16 protein-coding genes are annotated in these 18,307 nt (G+C 70.0%); 6 read left to right on the plus strand and 10 right to left on the minus strand.

Annotated features, from left to right (window positions below; translation table 11 throughout):
• Positions 1-15: 15 nt before the first annotated feature.
• The gene (locus ETD86_RS22835; RefSeq protein ID WP_138668196.1) at positions 16-834 is read right to left on the minus strand and encodes a helix-turn-helix domain-containing protein; all 819 of its coding nucleotides are present in this window, start codon (positions 832-834) and stop codon (positions 16-18) included.
• 130 nt (positions 835-964) lie between these two features.
• Positions 965-1,534 (minus strand): TetR/AcrR family transcriptional regulator, encoded by a 570-nt coding sequence (locus ETD86_RS22840; protein ID WP_170223216.1) that lies wholly within the window; start codon positions 1,532-1,534, stop codon positions 965-967.
• A 62-nt stretch (positions 1,535-1,596) separates the two neighbouring features.
• Here ETD86_RS22840 and ETD86_RS22845 point away from each other — a divergent pair, with 62 nt between their 5' ends.
• The 3 genes from ETD86_RS22845 to ETD86_RS22855 all read left to right on the plus strand — a co-directional run bounded on the left by ETD86_RS22845 (position 1,597) and on the right by ETD86_RS22855 (position 4,076).
• Positions 1,597-2,028, plus strand: coding sequence for a nuclear transport factor 2 family protein (locus ETD86_RS22845; protein ID WP_138668198.1), 432 nt, complete (start codon positions 1,597-1,599; stop codon positions 2,026-2,028).
• A 37-nt stretch (positions 2,029-2,065) separates the two neighbouring features.
• Entirely contained in the window at positions 2,066-2,446 is a 381-nt protein-coding gene (locus tag ETD86_RS22850) for a nuclear transport factor 2 family protein (RefSeq protein ID WP_138668199.1), read from the plus strand.
• Between the two features lie 181 nt (positions 2,447-2,627).
• Positions 2,628-4,076 carry an ankyrin repeat domain-containing protein gene (locus tag ETD86_RS22855; protein ID WP_138668200.1) on the plus strand — a complete coding sequence of 483 codons (1,449 nt, stop codon included), beginning with the start codon at positions 2,628-2,630 and terminating at the stop codon, positions 4,074-4,076.
• A gap of 87 nt (positions 4,077-4,163) precedes the next feature.
• On the opposite strand, the gene ETD86_RS22860 is transcribed toward ETD86_RS22855, so the two are convergent.
• Together ETD86_RS22860 and ETD86_RS22865 are read right to left on the minus strand one after the other, a co-directional pair.
• Positions 4,164-5,123: a haloalkane dehalogenase gene (locus ETD86_RS22860; protein ID WP_138668201.1), complete on the minus strand. Its 960-nt coding sequence runs from the start codon at positions 5,121-5,123 to the stop codon at positions 4,164-4,166.
• Between the two features lie 150 nt (positions 5,124-5,273).
• Entirely contained in the window at positions 5,274-7,316 is a 2,043-nt protein-coding gene (locus ETD86_RS22865) for an AfsR/SARP family transcriptional regulator (protein ID WP_170223217.1), read from the minus strand.
• 666 nt (positions 7,317-7,982) lie between these two features.
• On the opposite strand from ETD86_RS22865, the gene ETD86_RS22870 reads away from it, so the two are divergent.
• Together ETD86_RS22870 and ETD86_RS22875 are read left to right on the plus strand one after the other, a co-directional pair.
• Positions 7,983-9,146 (plus strand): acetate/propionate family kinase, encoded by a 1,164-nt coding sequence (locus tag ETD86_RS22870; protein ID WP_138668203.1) that lies wholly within the window; start codon positions 7,983-7,985, stop codon positions 9,144-9,146.
• A 46-nt stretch (positions 9,147-9,192) separates the two neighbouring features.
• Positions 9,193-10,476, plus strand: a complete 1,284-nt coding sequence (locus ETD86_RS22875; protein ID WP_211370243.1) for a SpoIIE family protein phosphatase — start codon at positions 9,193-9,195, stop codon at positions 10,474-10,476.
• A 96-nt stretch (positions 10,477-10,572) separates the two neighbouring features.
• On the opposite strand, the gene ETD86_RS22880 is transcribed toward ETD86_RS22875, so the two are convergent.
• The 6 genes from ETD86_RS22880 to ETD86_RS22905 all read right to left on the minus strand — a co-directional run bounded on the left by ETD86_RS22880 (position 10,573) and on the right by ETD86_RS22905 (position 17,544).
• Complete coding sequence (locus ETD86_RS22880) at positions 10,573-13,395, minus strand: AfsR/SARP family transcriptional regulator (protein ID WP_170223218.1); 2,823 nt, start codon at positions 13,393-13,395, stop codon at positions 10,573-10,575.
• Positions 13,396-13,891: 496 nt separating this feature from the next.
• Entirely contained in the window at positions 13,892-14,923 is a 1,032-nt protein-coding gene (locus ETD86_RS22885; RefSeq protein ID WP_138668205.1) for an ABC transporter ATP-binding protein, read from the minus strand.
• Complete coding sequence (locus ETD86_RS22890) at positions 14,920-15,780, minus strand: ABC transporter permease (protein WP_138668206.1); 861 nt, start codon at positions 15,778-15,780, stop codon at positions 14,920-14,922. Before ETD86_RS22890 ends, ETD86_RS22885 begins: the two co-directional genes overlap by 4 nt.
• 5 nt (positions 15,781-15,785) lie before the next feature.
• On the minus strand, positions 15,786-16,586 hold the full coding sequence (gene modA, locus ETD86_RS22895) for a molybdate ABC transporter substrate-binding protein (protein WP_138668207.1): 801 nt from the start codon (positions 16,584-16,586) through the stop codon (positions 15,786-15,788).
• A 10-nt stretch (positions 16,587-16,596) separates the two neighbouring features.
• Positions 16,597-17,010: a TOBE domain-containing protein gene (locus tag ETD86_RS22900; protein WP_138668208.1), complete on the minus strand. Its 414-nt coding sequence runs from the start codon at positions 17,008-17,010 to the stop codon at positions 16,597-16,599.
• A gap of 192 nt (positions 17,011-17,202) precedes the next feature.
• A complete protein-coding gene (locus ETD86_RS22905) occupies positions 17,203-17,544 on the minus strand; it encodes a VOC family protein (protein WP_138668209.1) in 342 nt (113 codons plus the stop codon).
• 259 nt (positions 17,545-17,803) lie between these two features.
• On the opposite strand from ETD86_RS22905, the gene ETD86_RS22910 reads away from it, so the two are divergent.
• The coding region (locus ETD86_RS22910; RefSeq protein ID WP_170223219.1) for a TetR/AcrR family transcriptional regulator at positions 17,804-18,307 on the plus strand (504 nt) is incomplete at its 3' end.

Here is an 18,307-nt window from a genome sequence, read left to right on the forward strand (position 1 = left end):
CCGGCCCGTCCTCAGTCACTCCTCCCCGAGGAGCTCCGCGCGCCTATCGCCGCCTGCGGGCTTCTCCGTCCGAAAGTGGCGGGCGGTTTCGACGTCGGCCGGGTAGTACGCTTCGACGGCGATCTCGTCCAGGGTGATGTCGAAGGCCGTGCCGAACGTCGTGATCGTGTTGACGAAGCAGAGCTCCGCGCCTCGGTGCCGGATCCGGATGGGCAGGGCGATGTCGGCGGGGTCCAGCGGCGGCGGCTCACCGGCCGGGCCGTAGGACAGCAGTTCCTCGTGGAGCGCGCTCAGCTCGGGGTCCCCGGTCCGCGCCACCTGCCGGGCCAGCCGGGGCAGCAGGAAGCCGCGTACCTGTGCCAGGTTGAGCAGGCGGGGCGCGAAACCGCCCGGGTGCAGGCCCAGGCGCATCATGTTGACCGGGGGTTTGAGCAGGGCCTCGTCCACGCCGTCCAGGAACACCTCCAGCGCCTCGTTGGCGAGCACGAGGTTCCAGCGGTGATCGACCACCAGGGCCGGGTACGGCTCGTGCCCGCGCACGATCTGCTCCAGGACGCCCCGCGCTCGTACGAGATCCGGGTCCTCGAGGGGACGCTGCCGGAAGACGGGCGCGTGCCCGGCGGCGACCAGCAGGCGATTGCGCTCGCGCAACGGAACGGCCAGCTGCTCGGCCAGGTGCAGGACCATCGCGCTGCTGGGAATGGTTCGCCCGGTCTCCACGAAGCTGACGTGCCGGGCCGACACCTCCGCCTGGATCGCCAGGTCGAGCTGGGTGAGCCCGCGCCGGTGCCGCCACATGCGCAGCAGCTCACCGACCGGTCGATCATGATGCATGTCCCCGAGTATCTCCGGGCGTCCACGGTCCTGGCGATTACCTGCCATGTAAGCCTGGTCAGCCGGGCAGGGTCGGGGCGTGCATGGCCAGGGTGATGTGCCGGCCAGCATTCCGATCTTGAATGTGCCGTCAAGCCTCTCCCAGCGGGAGGACTGCACGGCAGGCAGCTATGACCATCTCGTCGACCAACGGCGGCGGCGGGCGTCCCTCCAGCAGATAACGCCGGACCGCACCATAGGGGACATCGACCGTGGCGAAGATCAGCCTTTCGTGATCGACGCCGGGATGCCGAGAGGCGAAGGAGTTCAGCGCGTCCGAAATCTGCGTGTTCAACAGGTCAAGGTCCTCACCCAGCTCGGCAGGCCATCTCGCGGCCAACTCCTGACGGCGATGGAGCAACAACAACGCGGCCTGGGCGGGATGCCGCCGGCACCACCTTGGTGTGTGCAGGGCGGCCATCTCAGCGTCACCCGCGACCAAGGCCTCGACGAACCCGCCCTGAAAGCTCCGTACGGTGCGTATCCACAAAGCGGCCAGCAAGAGATCGTGGGAACCGAATCGGTGGTACAGCGATCCAGTGGGAGCGCCCAGCCTGGCGGCGATGGCGGTCATCGTGGCGGCGCCGAGCCCGTCCTCGGCCGCGATCGCCAGGGCCGCATCGAGGATCTGGTCGCGGCTGAACTTGGCCGGCCTTCCCACCAGGCGCCTCCCCGTGGTAATAGTGAAGGTATTCTAGAATATTACCTCTAATAAGGGTGGGCATGCACACGTCATCCGAAGTCGTCCAAGGCTTCTACAGCGCCGCCCAAGCCGGCGACGGCGCCGGGATCCTCGCCCTCCTCCATCCACAGTTCCAGGCCCACACCGCCCCTGGCATGCCGTGCGGTGCCGGAGGCACGTTCCAGGGGCCGCAGGAGACGCTCACCCGGGTCTGGGGCGCGGTGTTCGCCGCGTACGACACCGCGCCCTTCGATGAGACCTGGCACGAGACCGCCGATGGGATCGTCGTGGTCACCGGACACTACCGAGGCACCGCACGAGCCACCGGCCGTGCGTACCATGCGGAGTTCGTGCACCTATGGCGCGTCACCGATGGACGGATCTCTTGGCTGCACCAGTACACCGACACCGCGCGCTGGCACGAGGCTCTGGCTCCGGTGGCGGGTCAGCACGTGCCTTTACCTGCCATGTAATCGACAAGCCGGATGCACGGCCGCCACGGTCGACGGTATGAACGACATCAGTCAGGCACAACGCATCAAGGAACTCGTCCTGCACGGCTTCGCGGAGTTCGCGGCAGGCAACATCGACGTCCTGCGCACGCTGCTGCGCGCGGACTTCATCGAGCACAGCCCGGGGAACCCATCGGGCCGGGAGGCGTTCATCGAGTTCATCGCCCAGGCCCCGGTGGCCGGGGCACGGCTGGAGCTCAAGCGGGTCATCACCGACGACCAGTACGCCGTGGTGCACTACCGCATGGTGCCGCCGGGAGACGAGCGCGGCGTCGCGGTGGTCGACATCTGGCGGCTGGTGGACGGCCAGATCGTCGAGCACTGGGACGTCGTTCAGCCGGTGCCCGAGCCCGCCGAGATCCCGAACGGCATGTTCTGACCGAGCTCAGTGGCACCTCCCCTGATCGCCACTGATCGGTATAAGCTGGGTGGTGCGCGCTCAGGGCGCCACCAGTCCGCGGAAAGGGCCAAGCCCACCTGATGTTCATCGAACGACCGCGGCCCGACCTCTTTTCCGGCCTGATCATGCGGGCACCAGGCCACACGGAAAGGAGGCCCTCGTGCCCATCCATCCCCTGCCCGACAACCCCAGCATCGAACGGCTCCGCAAGCAGGCCAAGACCCTCCTCCAGTACGTGAAGGCGGAGGTTCCAGAGGCGCTGGGGCTCGTCACCGAGTTCCATCCCCGGCCGCCGGAGACGCTCAAACTGGCCGACGCGCAGCTCGTCACCGCCCGCATGTACGGCTTCGCCAGCTGGCTCAAGCTGCGGGAACACATCGGCACCGTCGAGCGGTACTCCCGTTCGCCACACCGGGTGGCGCCGAGTGGGGAGCTGCCGGAGGAGTTCCTGCGGCTTGCCTGCCTCACCTACGGCGCCGACTACCCGGGCCGGACCGGGGAGGCCGACCTGCTGCTGGCCCGGCATCCGCAGCTGCCCACCGCGAACGTCTTCACGATGGCGGCCACCGGCTCGGCCGATGCGCTGGCTGACGCGCTGGCCGGAGATCCGGGGCTCACCCGGGCGCAGGGCGGTCCCTACAGGTGGGAGCCGCTGCTGTATCTGGCCTACGCGCGTCTTCAAGCCCCCGGGCGGTATGTGGAGGCGGCCCGGCTCCTCCTCGAACACGGCGCCGATCCGAACGCGGGATTCCTGTGGGACGGGCTGACCTCGCCGTTCACCGCACTCACCGGGGCGTTCGGCGGAGGAGAGGGCCACCAGCCGCCGCACCCGCAGGGACTGGCGCTGGCCAGGCTGCTGCTGGAGGCCGGAGCGGACCCCAACGACAGCCAGACCCTCTACAACCTCGGGCTCGGCGGCTCTTTCTCCCACGACACCACCCACCTTCAGCTGCTGCTCGAGTTCGGCCTGGGCCGCGGCGAGGGCGGGCCGTGGCATGCCAGGCTGGGCCCGACGCTGCAGTCCCCGCAGCAGATGCTGCGCGAAGAACTGGCCACCGCCGCACTGCGCGGCGGCCCGCAGCGGGCCCGGTTGCTCCTCGCCCACGGCGCGGAGGTGAACGGCATCGGCGGGCATCCTGCATACGGCGGACGCACGCCGTACGAGCTGGCACTGCTGAACGGGCACACCGAGGTCGCGGAGATCCTGGCCGCGGCGGGCGCCTCGGCGGCGCTGGAGGAGATGGACGCGTTCACCGCCGCCTGCATGCGCGCCGACGCCGACGCGGTGGCCGGATTCGGCCCGGAACCGCTGACACGAGCGCTCGCCCAATCCCCGGAGCTGATCAACAGGGCGGCCGAGCTGCGCAAGCCCGCGGCCGTGCGACTGCTCGCCGGTCTCGGCTTCGGTGTGAACCACCGGCGGCGTTCCACCCCGCTGCACGCCGCGGCCTGGAACGACGACGTCGAGACGGCCAGGACACTGATCGAGCTCGGCGCCGACCCAACGATCAAGGACACCGAACACGACTCGACCCCGCTCGGCTGGGCCGAGTACGGCGGCAAGCACCGCGTGGCGGCGTACCTGCGAGGTGTGGCACGGGACGGATGATCGTCACGTACAACGACCACCCGTCCATCAACCCCGACCTCGGCTCATCCCCGTCGCCGGTGCCGGCGGCCCCGGCGACGGGGATGGTCATGCTGAGTGCTCGTTGACGGTCGAACGGATGAAGTCGTCGACGACGGCCGCGAGCGCCGGTCCGGCGTCCTCTTGGAGGAAGTGGCCGGCGCCGGTGATGGTGGGATGGGCCCGGCCCTTGGCCCCCGGGATCCGCCCGCTCAAGGCGCTGTGATCGCCGCGGGTGACGTGGTCCTGGTCGCTGAACGCGCACAGGAAGGGCAACTCCAGCCTCTCCAGCACAGTCCAGGCAGCGCGCAGTGCGGGCGTGTACTCGTCCTGCGGCGAGATGGGGATGAGCAGGGGGAACTGCCGGATACCCGTCAGGTACGGCTCGTCGGGGTAGGGCGCGTCGTAAGCGGCCAGCACCGCCTGGTCGAGCCCGGTGACGGTCATGGCGTCCACGATCATGGACGGCTGGAACGGATAGGTGCGCTGGCTGGACTGCAACCAGGCGGCCATGAGCGGCCATCCGGCGCCGAGGTCCTCGTCCCCGGTGCTCAGCCCGGTGTTGCCGGCCACCACCCGGCGGAACCGTTCGGGATGCGCGGCCAGGAGCGGCAGGCCCAGCGCGCCGCCCCAGTCGTGGCACACCATGGTCACCTCGCGCAGGTCCAGCCTGTCGAACACGGCCTCGCGCAGCCAGCCGAGGTGCCGCTCATAGGTGTAGGCGAAACGGTCCGCCAGCTTGTCGGACTTGCCGAACCCGATCAGATCGACGGCCACGCATCGGTGCCCGGCCGCCACCAATGGCGGGATGACGTGCCGGTACAGGTAGCTCCACGAGGGGTTGCCGTGCAGCAGCAGGACGGTCTCCCCCGAAGCCGCCGGGTCCTCGGGCCGCTCGTCCACGTAGTGCATGCGCAGCCGCCCGCCCTCCACCGCCACGTAGTGCGGCTCGAAAGGGTAGTCCGGCAGATTCTCGAAGCGCGCCTCCGGGGTGCGCAGCACCTGAAGGTCCTCCGTGGTGACGGTCATGATGTATCTCCTTTGTCATGTCGTCTCCTGAGAGGTCCGGCGGGGTTGAAGTGTGACGTCCTGCCGAAGAGACAGACTCATCGGGGAGACATCATGCCGCCGCCGGTATCCGCGAAATCGCGGTGTCGCCGGTGGAGGACATGCTCCTCGTCAGTGAGCCCAGAGATCAGCGTCCAGAGACTGCCCGTGCCGGTGAGTCCGACATTGATAGGCCGGTCCGCCCACCAATGCCATACCGCTGCGGAGTACCGATCGGAGGCCGGGCCGATCGGCCGGATACCGCACCATGGGGCTGTCCGTGAGGGGGTCGATCAGGACGTGCGCGTGCTTGACCGTGGTCAGATGGTGACGGAACGCGCGACGGGTGGCGGTGACGCGCTCGTGTTCGGGCACACGGTGGACGGCCTGCTCGCGGGCATAAAGGCGGATCAGGTCGTGCATCCGGTAGCGACCGGGCCCGGCGGCTTCGAGCAGGCGGGCGTCCAAGAGGCGGTTGAGCGCGGCTTCCGCGCGCTGTTCCGGCCAGTCGGCGAGAGCGGACATGGCCGCCGCCGTGTGGGTGGCGGATTCCAGCAGGCCGAGCAGAAGGAACGCGTAGGTGGCGTCGTGACCCGCCGGCTCGTCGGGAAGGTGCTGAAGGCTGACCTCGATGCTGTCGCGTATCGACAGGTCGGCGTGTTGCAGGGCATCGAGGCGGCGGCCGGGGTCGGCGAGCTGATCGGCCAGGTGGGACAGCGTGCTACCGGGCCGCGCGGCCAGGCGTGCCGCCGCGATGCGGAGCGCGAGAGGAAGGCCGCCGCACTGCCGTACGATCTGCTGCGCCGCTTCCGGCTCGGCGGCGACCCGGGCGGGATGGGCGATTCGGGCGAACAACGCAGTGGCGTCGGCGTGGTCGAGCGCGGTGAGGGGCAGACGGCTCGTGCTGTCGAGTGAGGCCATGATCTGGCGGCTGGTGACGATGACCGCGGATGCGGGCCCGGCGGGGATGAGAGGCAGGACCTGGCTGGCGTCGAGCGCGTCGTCGAGGATGACGAGCAGATTGCGCGTCGAGGTAAGGGAGCGGTAGCGGGCGGCGGCCTCGTCCTGGGTGGGCGGTACGGCACTGCCCTCAAGCCCGAGTGAGCGCAGCAGCCGGCTCAGAGCCTCGAACGGCGACAGCGGCCGGGCCTTGGCAGTGGCGGCGCGTAGGTTCACGTAGAGGACGCCGTCGGCGAAGCGGTCGGCGATGGTGTGCGCGGCGTGAACGGCCAGCGCGGATTTGCCGATCCCGCCGGGACCGTGTATCGCAGCGACGGCGGGCAGTCCGGGCACGATGTCGGTGAGCGTCTTCTGCAGCCAGGCGACTTCCTTGGTGCGCGCGGTGAACGCCTGGGTGCCGGCGGGAAGTTCGATCGGGACGACGGGCTTGGCGAGCACGGCTCGCTGCCTCGGAGAACCGAGATCGAGTGCGGGATCTCGGCGGAGCACCGCCTGCTGCAGCCGGCGCAACGCCGGCCCAGGCTCGATGCCCAGCTCACTGGCCATGATGCGGCGAGTCTCCTGGTACACCTCGAGCGCTTCGGACGATCGAGAAGCCCGGTACAACGCCAACATCAGCTGGACGCGAGGACGCTCCCGGAGCGGCTGGGCCTCGGCGTGGGCTGTGACCACCGGGACCACCGCGTGATGATCACCTGCCGCCAGGCGCAGGTCGACATGGTCCTCCAGCACGGTCATGCGCTCCTCTTCCAGGCGGGCGGACTCCACCTGGGCCCATGAGTCGCACATGCCGGACAGCGCGTCCCCCCGCCACAGTGCCAGAGCCCGCTGGAACAGGGCATCAGCCGTCTCGATCTCGCCCTGCGCCCATGCGGTACGAGCCTGGCGGGCCAGGATGGCGAACAGGTGGGCGTCGATGCGCTCGCACGCGATGTTCAGCTGGTACCCACCGGCCACGGTCGCGATGACGTCGTCGTCTTGGTGCGGTGAGAGTACGCTGCGAAGCTTCGACACCACGATGTGCAGTTGTTTGCCTGCCGTCGCCGCTGTGCTCTGGCCCCACACGTCGGCGAGGAGTTGTTCCGCGGGAACTGCCCGGCCCGCGCTCAGCGCCAGCCGGGCCAGGAGCGCGATCCGCCGCTCACCGGCCACCTTCACCGGCTCACCGTTCGCCGTGATCTCCCATGGCCCGAGGATTTTGATCAGTAGTCCCATCAAGGCTCCCGCCACATCGGATAGAGGTACCGAACAGGTGCGAAGCTCTGCGCAGGGGGCGCGGGGGCAAGGAGAGATCGCTTGTGATGACACAGCTGTCAAGCCGCGCTGCCCGAGGTATCGGCGCAGGGCGCGAAACGTCGCAGGCCGCGACCGGCTAGCTCGAGGATCCCGCTGGTCCGGGGATGCCTCCGGCGGGAACGGCATCGTCGCCGCATTGCGCGCGGCGGCCACTCCCGTGATCGCTCCCGCCGCTCCGCCGCCAGGACCGGGCTTCGCCGCCGTGCTCCTCAGCGGTCCGAGCGCCTGGTTCAGGCACTTCGGTGGCTGCGTAGTCGTCGCCGAGCATGTTCGTCGCCAAGATCAACGACAAGAGCAAGAACCTTCCCCCATGGCCTGCACATTCTTCCCCGAAAGGGAAACACACGGCTTGACCGCGACTGGTCGTCACTTTACAAGGACAAAGGAGACATCGGTGTCCGGTGAATGCCCTACACCGAGATCTCCGTTTGGTTGCGGTCGGCGAGCGTGACGGGGCCCGTCGGCGAGCGTGAAGAGGCCCGTCGGCGAGCGTGAGGGGCCGTAGGAGAGCGGCCGGCGCCCGGCTTCAGGCGCACCGTGGACCCGCGAGCACGGCGGGGAAACCGTGGAAATAGGCTCGGGGGCATGGCCGGCCGCATTCTCGTCCTGAACACGGGATCCTCGTCGATCAAGTATGAGCTCGTGGACGTCGACACCCACGAGCGCCCGGCCAGAGGCCTGATCGAGCGCATCGGCGAGGAGACGGGGCGGATCACGCACCAAGCCGGGGACGCGCCGCCGTACGTACGTGAGCGGCCCTTCCCCGGGCACGGCGAGGGGCTGGACGCGATGATGGAGGCGTTCGCCGCGGCGGGGCCCGACATGGCGCCCGTCGCGGTCGGGCACCGTGTCGTGCACGGCGGGACCCGGTTCACCGAGGCCGTGCTCGTCGACGACGAGGTGATCGCGGCGATCGAGGAGCTGAGCCCGCTCGCGCCGCTGCACAACCCGGTCAACGTGACCGGGATCAGGGTCGCGCGCACGGCGTTCCCCGGGGTGCCGCAGGTGGCCGTGTTCGACACGGCGTTCCACCGTACGCTGCCGCCGGAGGCGTACACGTACGCCGTGCCGCAGGGTTGGGGGGTGCGGCGCTTCGGCTTCCACGGCACCTCCTGTGCCTACGTCTCCCGCCGCGCCGCCGCCCATCTCGGGCGCGACCTCACCGAGCTCAACCTGATCGTGCTGCATCTAGGCAACGGCGCGAGCGCCACCGCGATCAACGGCGGCCACAGCGTCGACACCTCCATGGGCATGACGCCGCTGGAGGGGCTGGTCATGGGCACCCGCTCAGGTGACGTCGACCCCGCGCTCGCCGGCTACCTCGCCCGGGTCAAGGAACTGGACGCCCAGCAGGTGGAGCACGCACTCACCCACTGCGGCGGCCTGCTCGCGCTCACCGGCACCCGGGACATGCGCGAGGTACGCGGCCGCCACGACGACGAGGCCAGGCTCGCGCTGGAGATCTACACCCGGCGCATCCGCAAGTACGTGGGCGCCTACTACGCGCTGCTGGGGCGGGTGGACACGATCGTGTTCACCGGCGGAGTGGGCGAGAACGACGCCGCCACCCGCGCGGCATCTCTGGCCGGGCTCGAACGGCTCGGCATCGCCGTGGACCCGGCGCTCAACCAGGCGCACACGACCGGCGAGCGGGCCGTTTCCCCACAGGGTGCCGAGGTGCCCGTGCTGGTCATCCCGACCGACGAGGAATGGGAGATCGCCCGCCAGGCTCGCGCGCTGATCTCCTGACCCCTACCTCTGGTGACCAGGCAAAACACCTCATAGAGTGGATGGCGTGGGCAGGTCCACCAGCCTTCACAGGCCGGCCACGCGAAAATCGGTCACGCCACGCATCGACCACGCGGCGCTGTTCGCCGCCACGCCGTCCCCATGCCTGGTGCTGGACCCCGACCTGATGATCGTCGATGTCAACCAGGCCTACCTGCACGCGACCGGCCGCACCGCCGAGGAACTGATCGGGCAGCACATCTTCGCCGCATTCCCCGACAATCCCGACGATCCCAACGCCGACGGGGTGGAGAACCTGCGCGCCTCGCTGCACCGGGTGCTGGCCTCCAGGGAGCGGGACACGATGGGCCTGCAGAAATACGACATCCCCCTCACCGACTGCCCTGGGGCGTTCGAGGAGCGCTGGTGGTACCCGATCAACACCCCCGTCCTGGCGCCTGACGGGACGCTGTCGTGGATCATCCACCGGGTCGAGGACGTGACGCAATTCGTCCGCTCCTGCGGCCAGGAGCGGCCCGCCGTCCACAGCTTGACCAGGCGACAGAAGGCCATGGAGGCCGAGCTGTATGCCAGGGCGCAGGAACTTCAGCGGCTGTACGAAGAACTCCGCCATGCCCACGCCCGCGAACGCGAGGTCGCGCTCACCCTTCAGGAGGCCATGCTCCACTGCCCCGGCCTGGACCTGCATCCCGACATCGCGGTGCGCTACCTGCCCGCGGTGGGAACACTGAACGTCTGCGGCGACTGGTACGACATCGTCGACCTGCCGGACGGCTGCTTCGCCGTCGCCGTCGGCGACGTCGTAGGTCACGGCCTGCAAGCCGCCACCACCATGGGGATGCTGCGCAGCGCGCTGAGCGCCGCGATCCGCGTCGTGCGGGAGCCTGCCCGGGCGCTGGAAGTGCTCGGTCTGTACGCCCGTTCGCTGGACGGGGCGCTGGCCACCACGGCGGTCGAGGCTCTGATCGACACCAGAAATCGCCGCATCACCTACAGCAGCGCCGGCCACCTGCCGCCCGTCCTGCTCCACCCGAACGGCTCCTGCGCGCTGTTGGACGAGGCCACCGACCCTCCGCTGGGTGCCCGCCCCGAGCACGTCACCGGCCCGCAGGCCGAACTGTCCTACACACCCGGCGGCACCCTCGTCCTGTACACCGACGGTCTCATCGAACGCCGCGGCCGGGACATCGACGTCGGTCTGGCACGCTTGACCGACGCGCTCGCCGGGTCCGGCACGCTCGATCCCGAACCCCTCGCCGACGCCCTCCTGGCATGCCTGGACTCCAGCAGCGCCCGCGACGACATCGCCCTGCTCGTCGTCCGCCTGTGAACCCACTACCAGAGCCTTGAAGGCCGCAGACGCGGAGGCCGCCACGATGCACACCACGCTGGTGCCATTGGCATCCCGCCGAAGCGGCACTGCTGCTCAGAGCTGGTTCTTGATGGGTTCCGGGGTGTCGGGAAGCGGCTGAGCCATGAGGCTCGACACCTCGCCAGAGGTGAGGAGGCGGGCCTCACGCAGCAGGTCGAGCGACTCCCGCCAAGAAGCCCACGCCTCTTCCCCCCGTCCCAGGTCGTGCAGGGTGTGGCCGAGCCACCAGCAGGACACGGCGGCGCCGACATTCCGGCCCAGGCCGCGCTGGATCTTGATCGCTTGACGGTACTCCTTCACCGCCTCGGCGAGCAGTCCGCCGGCCCGATAAGCGTCGGCAAGCGTGTCACGGGCAATGCCCACCTCGCCGGGGTCACACCACCGCTCCGCCATGGTCAGGGCGTGTCGCGCCTCGTCAACGGCCTCATCGTGCCTTCCCTGACGGTAATAGACGTGCACGCGATTGTTACGGACGTAGGACTCCAGGTCCGGGCGTCCCCTCTCCCTGGTGAGGGTCTGGGCGCGTTCCAGGGCGGACAGCGCGTCGTCGTAGCGCCCCATCATGGCGTACGTGATGCCGAGGTCGTTGTACGTCCCCGCCTTTTGATTCGGCTGTCCAGCACGATCCCAGCAGGCCAGCGCCGCCTCCAAGTACCTGACGGCATCCTCGAACCGCCCCAGTTCCTGGTGGACGCCGCCGAGCCCCTGGCCCAGGACGGCCTGACCCTCCCAGTCGCCGTGACCCGCGGCGATGCGCATCGCCTCCTGGCCCACCGCGACCATTTCGGGGAACCAGCCACGCCAGGAGAACAACCAGTGAGCGATGTTCGCGAGACCGGTCACGGTCTGGTCGGCGAAGTCTCTGGCCGCCTGATGAACCGCGGCCAAGAGGTTCTCCCGTTCACCTTCGGTCCAGGCGTTCGCGGCTTCCACTGTGGGGAGTTCCTCCCCGGGTTGTTCGGCGGGGAACCGGGTGGCGTTGTCCGTGCTGTTGCCGTTCAGCAGGGTGTCGGCGCGCTGCGCTGTCGCCAGGTAGTGGTGCAGGACGCGGCGGACGGCAGCTCTGCGTTCCTCTTCAGGAAGGTCTTCCGCTCCTCGTTCCCGGGCGTAGAGGCTGATGAGGTCGTGGAACCGGTACCGGTTCGGCCCGGCCGGTTCGAGGAGGCGGGCGTCCAGCAACCGTTCCAGGGCGGCCTCGGCTCGGGCAACCGGCCAGCCGGCCAGCGCGGCGGACGCGGCCGGCGTGTGCGTGGGCAGGTCGAGCAGGCCAAGCAGGGTGAGCAGGTGCGCAGCACCCCGGTCGGCGGCTTCCTCGCGCAGGTGCTGGTGGCTGACCGCGATGCCGGCGCGCACCGCCAGGTCGGCGTACTCCAGCGTGTCGAGGCGGCGGGTGGCGTCGGCAAGCCGTACGGCCAGGTCGGAGAGTGCCGAGTCGGGATGAGCGGCCAGCCGGGCGCCCGCGATCCGCAGTGCGAGCGGGAAACCACCGCAGAGCCGTACGATCTCCTCGGCCGCTTCCGGCTCGGCCCCCACGCGGTCAGGCCCGACGACGCGGGCGAGCAGCTCGGCGGCGTCCGAGTCGTCGAGCCTGCCAAGGTGCAGGTGGTGGGCATTGTCCAGGGTGGCCAGCGGGTCGCGGCTGGTGATGACGACCTTGCAGCCGGGCCCAGCGGGGATCAGCGGGAGAACCTGGCGCGCGTCGCGGGCGTTGTCGACGATCAGGAGCAGGTTGCTCTTCGCGGTGAGCGATCGGAAGCGCGCGGCGGCCTCATCGGGGTCGGCGGGTACGGCGGGCCCGTCGAGTCCCAGCGAGCGCAGCAGGTGACGAAGCGCTTCGAGGGGGGTCAGAGGTGCGATGCCGGGGGTGGAGCCGTGCAGGTTGACATAGCTGACGCCGTCGGCGAAGCGGCTGGTGACGGCATGCGCGACGTGCATGGCCAGCGCCGACTTCCCGATACCGCCGGGCCCGTCGATCGCGGTGACCGTGGGTCCGCCGTCCGCGGCGAGGGCGGCGCGCAACCACTCGATCTCAGCGGCCCGGGCGGTGAACACGTTGATGTCGGCGGGAAGCTCTGAGCGCACGATCGGCTCACTCACCGGGCCCTCCTGCGCCGGGGTGGTCAGATCGAGCGCGGGATCTTTGACGAGCACGGCCTGGTGGAGCCGGCGCAGTTCGGCTCCGGGCTCGAGACCGAGTTCCTCGATCATGACCCGCCGGGTCTCCTGATAGACGGCCAGCGCCTCTGCCTGCCGCGAGGCTCGATACAGCGCCAGCATGAGCTGGGCGGTGAACCGTTCCTGTAAGGGATGGGCCCTGACGTACGCGGCGAGCTCGGCGGCCACGGCGTGGTGCTGGCCGGCGGCGAGTCGCAGATCGAAATGGTCTCCCAGTACGGCGACCCGTTCCTCTTCCAGACGCGTCGCTGCGATGCCGGCCCATGGCCCGGTCACCTCGGCAAGTGCCGGACCACGCCACAGGCCCAGCGCCTGGCGGAACAGCGCGTCGGCGGTGGCCGTCGTGCCCTGGGACCGGGCGGCGCGGGCCTGTTCCGCCAGCCGGGTGAACAGGTGAGCGTCAACGCGGTCACGATCCAGCGCGAGCCGGTAAGCGCCGGGAATGGTCTGAATGATCTCTTCGCCACCGAGCGGGACGAGCGTCTCACGCAGCTTGTAGATCACGATGTGGAGCTGCTTGGCAGCGGTAGCCACCGAGCTCCGTCCCCAGACGTCGGCGAGGATCTGGTCGATGTGGACAGCCTGGCCGGCGTCGAGCGCAAGCCTGGCAAGCACGCCCATCCGCCGCCGGCCCACGATCCTGACCGGTCTGCCGTCGGCCAGGATTTCCCACGGACCGAGGATCCTGATCTCCAGACCCACGCGAAGCGCTCCCCTCTCCCAATGGATTGGGAAGTGTAACGAAATCGCCATACAGTCGTCGCATATCACCAACATTGGGCCGTCATCCTCACCACACGCCGGATGAATCGCCCCGATGCTTCGGAAGACCTCGAAGTACGAGGACCGAGTCCAAGCTCCTCGCGATCGGCCTCGGCGGCCCACTCGGGCTTGACGCCGATTGCCTCGTCACCGTCACCCTCGGCGGCCTCACCGCGCCCGCTGAGAGGCGGTCCGCGAGTGCTCATGCGGAAGCCCGGCGTGGTCGACCGGACCAGCGCTCGGTGGTCTCGCGCACATCAGCCAGGCCTCCGGCGCCAGACGACCGGTCATGGTGCCAGGCCGCCGCAGGAACAGGGCGGATCCGCGCCCAGTGCAGGGCGATGTACAGCTCCACCTGGTCGCAGTGAGCGGGCCGTGCAGGCGCCGCCCAGGCAGATGGCGTTGCCGTCGTGGCCCTTGCCGGTCCGTTGACCGCTCATGCCGGGTAGGCGTGGGTCTCGGTGGCCTTGACCGAGGCCCAGACCTGCTGGCCGGGGGTCAGGTCGAGGTCGGCCAGAGCGGCGGGGGTGATGTCGGCGAAGGCGACGATCGGGCCGTCGAGGTGGACGCGGACGTTGTCGCCGTGCCGTTCGACCCCCTCGATGCGGGCCTGCCAGACGTTGCGCGGGCTGCCGTCCGGCCGGGAGCGGTAGAGAGCCACGGCCGCCGGCGCGAAAGCGACGAACGCCGGCCCTTCCAGGCGGTCCGACGTGCTGATCAACAACTGGCCCACCTTGACCCCGGACCCGTCGGCCACCCCGCGGTACAGGTTGAGCCCGACCAGGCGGGCCACGTAGTCGGTGCGCGGGCGGCGGGCGACCTCGGCCGGGACGCCTTGCTGGACGATGGCGCCGTGCTCGATGACGATCAGCCGGTCGGCCAGCACCATCGCGTCGAGGGGGTCGTGGGTGACCAGCACGGTGGCGCCGTCGAAGTCGGCCAGGTGGCGGCGCAGCTGGGAGCGGACCTCCAGCCGGGTGTGGGCGTCCAGCGCGGCCAGCGGCTCGTCCAGCAGCAGCAGGCGCGGCCGAACGGCCAACGCCCGGGCCAGCGCGACCCGCTGGGCCTGGCCACCGGACAGCCGGCGGGGTTTGGCCGTCGCATGGTCGGTGAGGCCCACGCGGTCGAGGAGGGCGGCGGCGGTGCGCCGGGCTTCCGCCTTGGAGACGCCTTGGCAGCGCGGTCCGAAGGCGACGTTGTCGAGAGCGGACAGGTGCGGGAAGAGCAGGTAGTCCTGGAAGACCATGCCGATCGGGCGTTCCTCGACGGACAGGGTGTGCAGCGGGCTGCCGTCGAGGACGATCTCGCCCCGCGCGAGCGCGGTGAGCCCGGCCAGGGCGCGCAGGGCGGTGGTCTTGCCGGCGCCGTTGGGTCCGAGCAGCGCGACCACCTCGCCGGGGGCGACCGTCAGGGAGATGTCGAGGGTGAAGGCGGGCCGGGTGACGACAAGGTGGGCGTGCAGGGTCATGGCGTGGTCACCCATCGGTCGCGCAGGCTGGCCAGGATGATCACCGAGACCGCGAGCAGGACGAGGCTGAGCACGATGGCGGCCTCCGGCTCGGTTTCCAGGGCGAGGTAGACGGCCAGCGGCATGGTGCGGGTGGTGCCGGGGAAGTTGCCGGCGAACGTGATCGTGGCGCCGAACTCGCCCAACGCCCGCGCCCAGCACAAGACCGCTCCGGCCACCACGCCCGGCATGATGAGCGGCAGCGTGACGCGGCGGAAGACGGTCCAGCGGGAGGCGCCGAGCGTCGCGGCGGCTTCCTCGTACCGCTGGTCGGCGCCGCGCAGCGCACCCTCCACGCTGATGACCAGGAACGGCATCGCCACGAACGCCTCGGCGACGATCACGCCCGCGGTGGTGAACGGCAGCGTGACCCCGAACGTAGACTCCAGCCACTGCCCGACCAACCCTCGCCGCCCCAGCACCAGCAGCAGCGCCACACCGCCCACGACGGGGGGCAGCACCAGCGGCACGGTCACCAGGGCCCGCATCAGGCGTCGGCCGGGGAAGCTCACCCGGGCCAGCAACCAGGCCAGCGGCACCCCGAACACCAGGCACAGCGCGGTGGCGACGGTGGCGCAGAACAGCGACAGCCGCAGCGCCTCCAGCACTTGCGGCTCGGCCAGCCGCTGCAGCAAGGTGGGCCAGGGGGCGCGGATCAGCAGCCCGGCCAGTGGCAGCACCAGGAACGCCAGCCCGAGCACGGCAGGCAGCACCAACATCCACGGCAGGCGGCCGGAACCCTTGCGCGGGGGCGCCGCGCGTCCGGCGGCTCCACCCGACGGGTTCACCGGACGCTCGGAGCGCTCAGAAGTCGCCATCGCGGTCAGGGAGCCTCGAAGCCGGCCTTGGTCAGCACGTCCTCGCCCTGCTGTGACAGCACCAGATCGAAGAACTGCTTGGCCAGATCACCGGCCGGCGCCTTGGTCAGCGTGGCGATCGGATAGTCGTTGATCGCCTTGTCGGCCTCCGGGAACGCGATGCCCCGCACCTTGCCCGCCGAGGCGATCACGTCGGTCTCGTAGACCAGCGCGGCGTCGATCTCGCCGAGCTCCACCTTGGTCAGCGTGGCTTTGACGTCCTGCTCCAAGGTGACGGGGGTGACCTTGAGGCCGGCCGCGCCCAGCGCCTTGACCGCGGCGGCGCCGCACGGCACCTGGTCGGCGCACAGGGCCACCTTCACCTTCGGGTCGGCCAAGTCCTGGAGCTCGTCCACCTTGGCCGGGTTGCCGGCGGGCACGGCGATCTGCAGCTTGTTGCGCGCGAACGTGGTCGGCGCGTTCGCCAGGGAGGCGTCGGTCACGGTCTTCATGGTGGCCGGGCTGGCGGCGGCGAACACGTCGGCGGGCGCGCCTTGGGTGAGTTGCTGAGCGAGCGTGGCGCTGGAGCCGAAGTTGAACCTGACCGTGGTGCCTGGATGGGCGGCCTCGAAGGTCTTGCCGAGCTCGGTGAATGTGCCGGTCAGGGACGCCGCTGCGAAGACCGTCACCTCCTTCGCCCCGCCGGCGCCGGCGGACCGAGCGGAGGCCGCGGAGGTGGCCGGTTCGCCGGAGCCGCACCCCGACAGGCCCAGCGCGAGCGCGACGGGAAGGGCGACGGCCCACCGAGAAAGACGCCTGAACACCAAGGAGGGCTCCTCACACGCTACTGGTCACGCGATCATGGCCGGCAATCTCGACGACGACGTTGGTGGACTTGATCACGGCGACCGCGACCACCCCCGCCTCCAGGCCGAGCTCGTCGGCGGCCTGACGGCTCATCAGCGACACCACCCGAAACGGCCCTGCGGCGATCTCCACCTGCGCCATCACCGCATCCCTGACCACCTCGGTGACGATCCCGCGAAAGCGGTTGCGCGCCGAGGAACGGCCACCGTCGCCGTCCGCCTCCACCTGGTCACGGGCGAAGGCCGCGAGATGGGCGCCGTTGATCCGCCGGTGGCCGTGCTCGTCCCGCTCGGCCGACAGCCGACCGGCGTCCACCCAGCGGCGGACGGTGTCGGAGCTGACCCCGAGCAGCGCGGCGGCCTCGCTGATCCGAAACGTCGTCACAACTCCTCACCATACCCTTCGCGCATGCCAGCCTGAATACCCCCCCTTTGCCGCAACAGCGGCTTGATTGAGGGCTCTGCCATGGCATCCGCGTAACCTCGAACCACGTTGCGCACGCCCACCGGGCCCCTGGCGCAGCAGGACTGGATGGACGGACATCCGCCAAAGCGAGGGTCGACGTCCGAGGTGGCGTCAGCCCAGGCCGCCCCCGAAGCTGATCTCGTTGCCTTCCGCGTCCCGATAGGTCACCTTGGTCACGCCACCGTCGTACGTCTCGCGCTTCGCGGGCTCGATGCCCCGCCGGGCGATCTCGGCGACTCGGTCCTCGATGTCGTCGACGAACGACAACACCAGGGCGTTCCCCGCCCGTTCCGGATCCTGCACGATGTAGACGTACCGGTGCTCGGCCACCTCCCACACCGCCTCGATGTCGTTCGGCAGGAACGACGGCTGCCCGCCGAAGAGCCGCTCGTACCACGGCAACGCCGCGGCGTAGTCGGTGACGGGGATGCCGGCGAAGAGATCCAGTGCCATGTCGTCATCCATGTGTAGTCGATGTGTCGCCGGTACTGACCTCGGCACGGCCGGAAACTCACCGTTGTCCCCTCAGGTCGTCCATGCACGGCGATGTAGGCGATCTTGTCGTAGTCCTCCAGGGTGAAGCTGAGCGCTATCTGGTCGCGTGTGAACTCGCCGGAAGGCGGAGGACTGAAAACGCCACTCCGGCGACAGGGCGTCCGTGCGCCCCCGGCTAAGTGATATGCGCTCGGCGTGGCTTGCTAGCGTTCAGCCTGTGCACGAGCAGCGACAGCGAGCCGACGCGCTGCGCAACGCCCACAAGATCGCCAGAGCGGCGGTCGCGACCCTGCGCGAGCACGGCCCCGACGTCTCGCTCGACGAGATCGCCCGCCGCGCGGGGATCGGGAGCGCCACGCTCTACCGGCGCTTCGGCGACCGCGACGGGGTCATGAGGGCCGCCTTCCAGACGTACTTCGCCGAAGAGATCGAACCCCTCGTGCTGGCCGCCCATGACGCCCCCGACGCCGGGCAAGCGCTGGCCGAGGCCCTGACCGCCACGGTCGCCACCCTGGCCGCCCATCGAGGGCTGCTGAAGGCGGCCAAGGAATCGGGCGCGTTCACCGTCGACATCACCGCGCGGTTCATGGGCCCGCTCGGCGCGGTGCTGACCAGAGCCCAGCAGCACGGCCAAGTGCGGACCGACCTGATCGTCCGCGATCTGGCCGCGATCGTCGTCATGGCGCTGGCCACCGCGCACCCCGACGACCCCGCCCACCAC

Origin of the sequence: Nonomuraea turkmeniaca (assembly GCF_005889735.1) — a bacterium.
Classification (GTDB): Bacteria; Actinomycetota; Actinomycetes; order Streptosporangiales; family Streptosporangiaceae; genus Nonomuraea; species Nonomuraea turkmeniaca.

What these genes read in the sequence shown, in the direction of transcription:
- ETD86_RS22835 (WP_138668196.1), bottom strand. Translation starts at nt 834, where the DNA reads ATGCATCATGATCGACCGGTCGGTGAGCTGCTGCGCATGTGGCGGCAC.
- ETD86_RS22845 (WP_138668198.1), top strand. Translation starts at nt 1,597, where the DNA reads ATGCACACGTCATCCGAAGTCGTCCAAGGCTTCTACAGCGCCGCCCAA.
- ETD86_RS22850 (WP_138668199.1), top strand. Translation starts at nt 2,066, where the DNA reads ATGAACGACATCAGTCAGGCACAACGCATCAAGGAACTCGTCCTGCAC.
- ETD86_RS22860 (WP_138668201.1), bottom strand. Translation starts at nt 5,123, where the DNA reads ATGACCGTCACCACGGAGGACCTTCAGGTGCTGCGCACCCCGGAGGCG.
- ETD86_RS22865 (WP_170223217.1), bottom strand. Translation starts at nt 7,316, where the DNA reads ATGGGACTACTGATCAAAATCCTCGGGCCATGGGAGATCACGGCGAAC.
- ETD86_RS22870 (WP_138668203.1), top strand. Translation starts at nt 7,983, where the DNA reads ATGGCCGGCCGCATTCTCGTCCTGAACACGGGATCCTCGTCGATCAAG.
- ETD86_RS22885 (WP_138668205.1), bottom strand. Translation starts at nt 14,923, where the DNA reads ATGACCCTGCACGCCCACCTTGTCGTCACCCGGCCCGCCTTCACCCTC.
- ETD86_RS22890 (WP_138668206.1), bottom strand. Translation starts at nt 15,780, where the DNA reads ATGGCGACTTCTGAGCGCTCCGAGCGTCCGGTGAACCCGTCGGGTGGA.
- ETD86_RS22905 (WP_138668209.1), bottom strand. Translation starts at nt 17,544, where the DNA reads ATGGCACTGGATCTCTTCGCCGGCATCCCCGTCACCGACTACGCCGCG.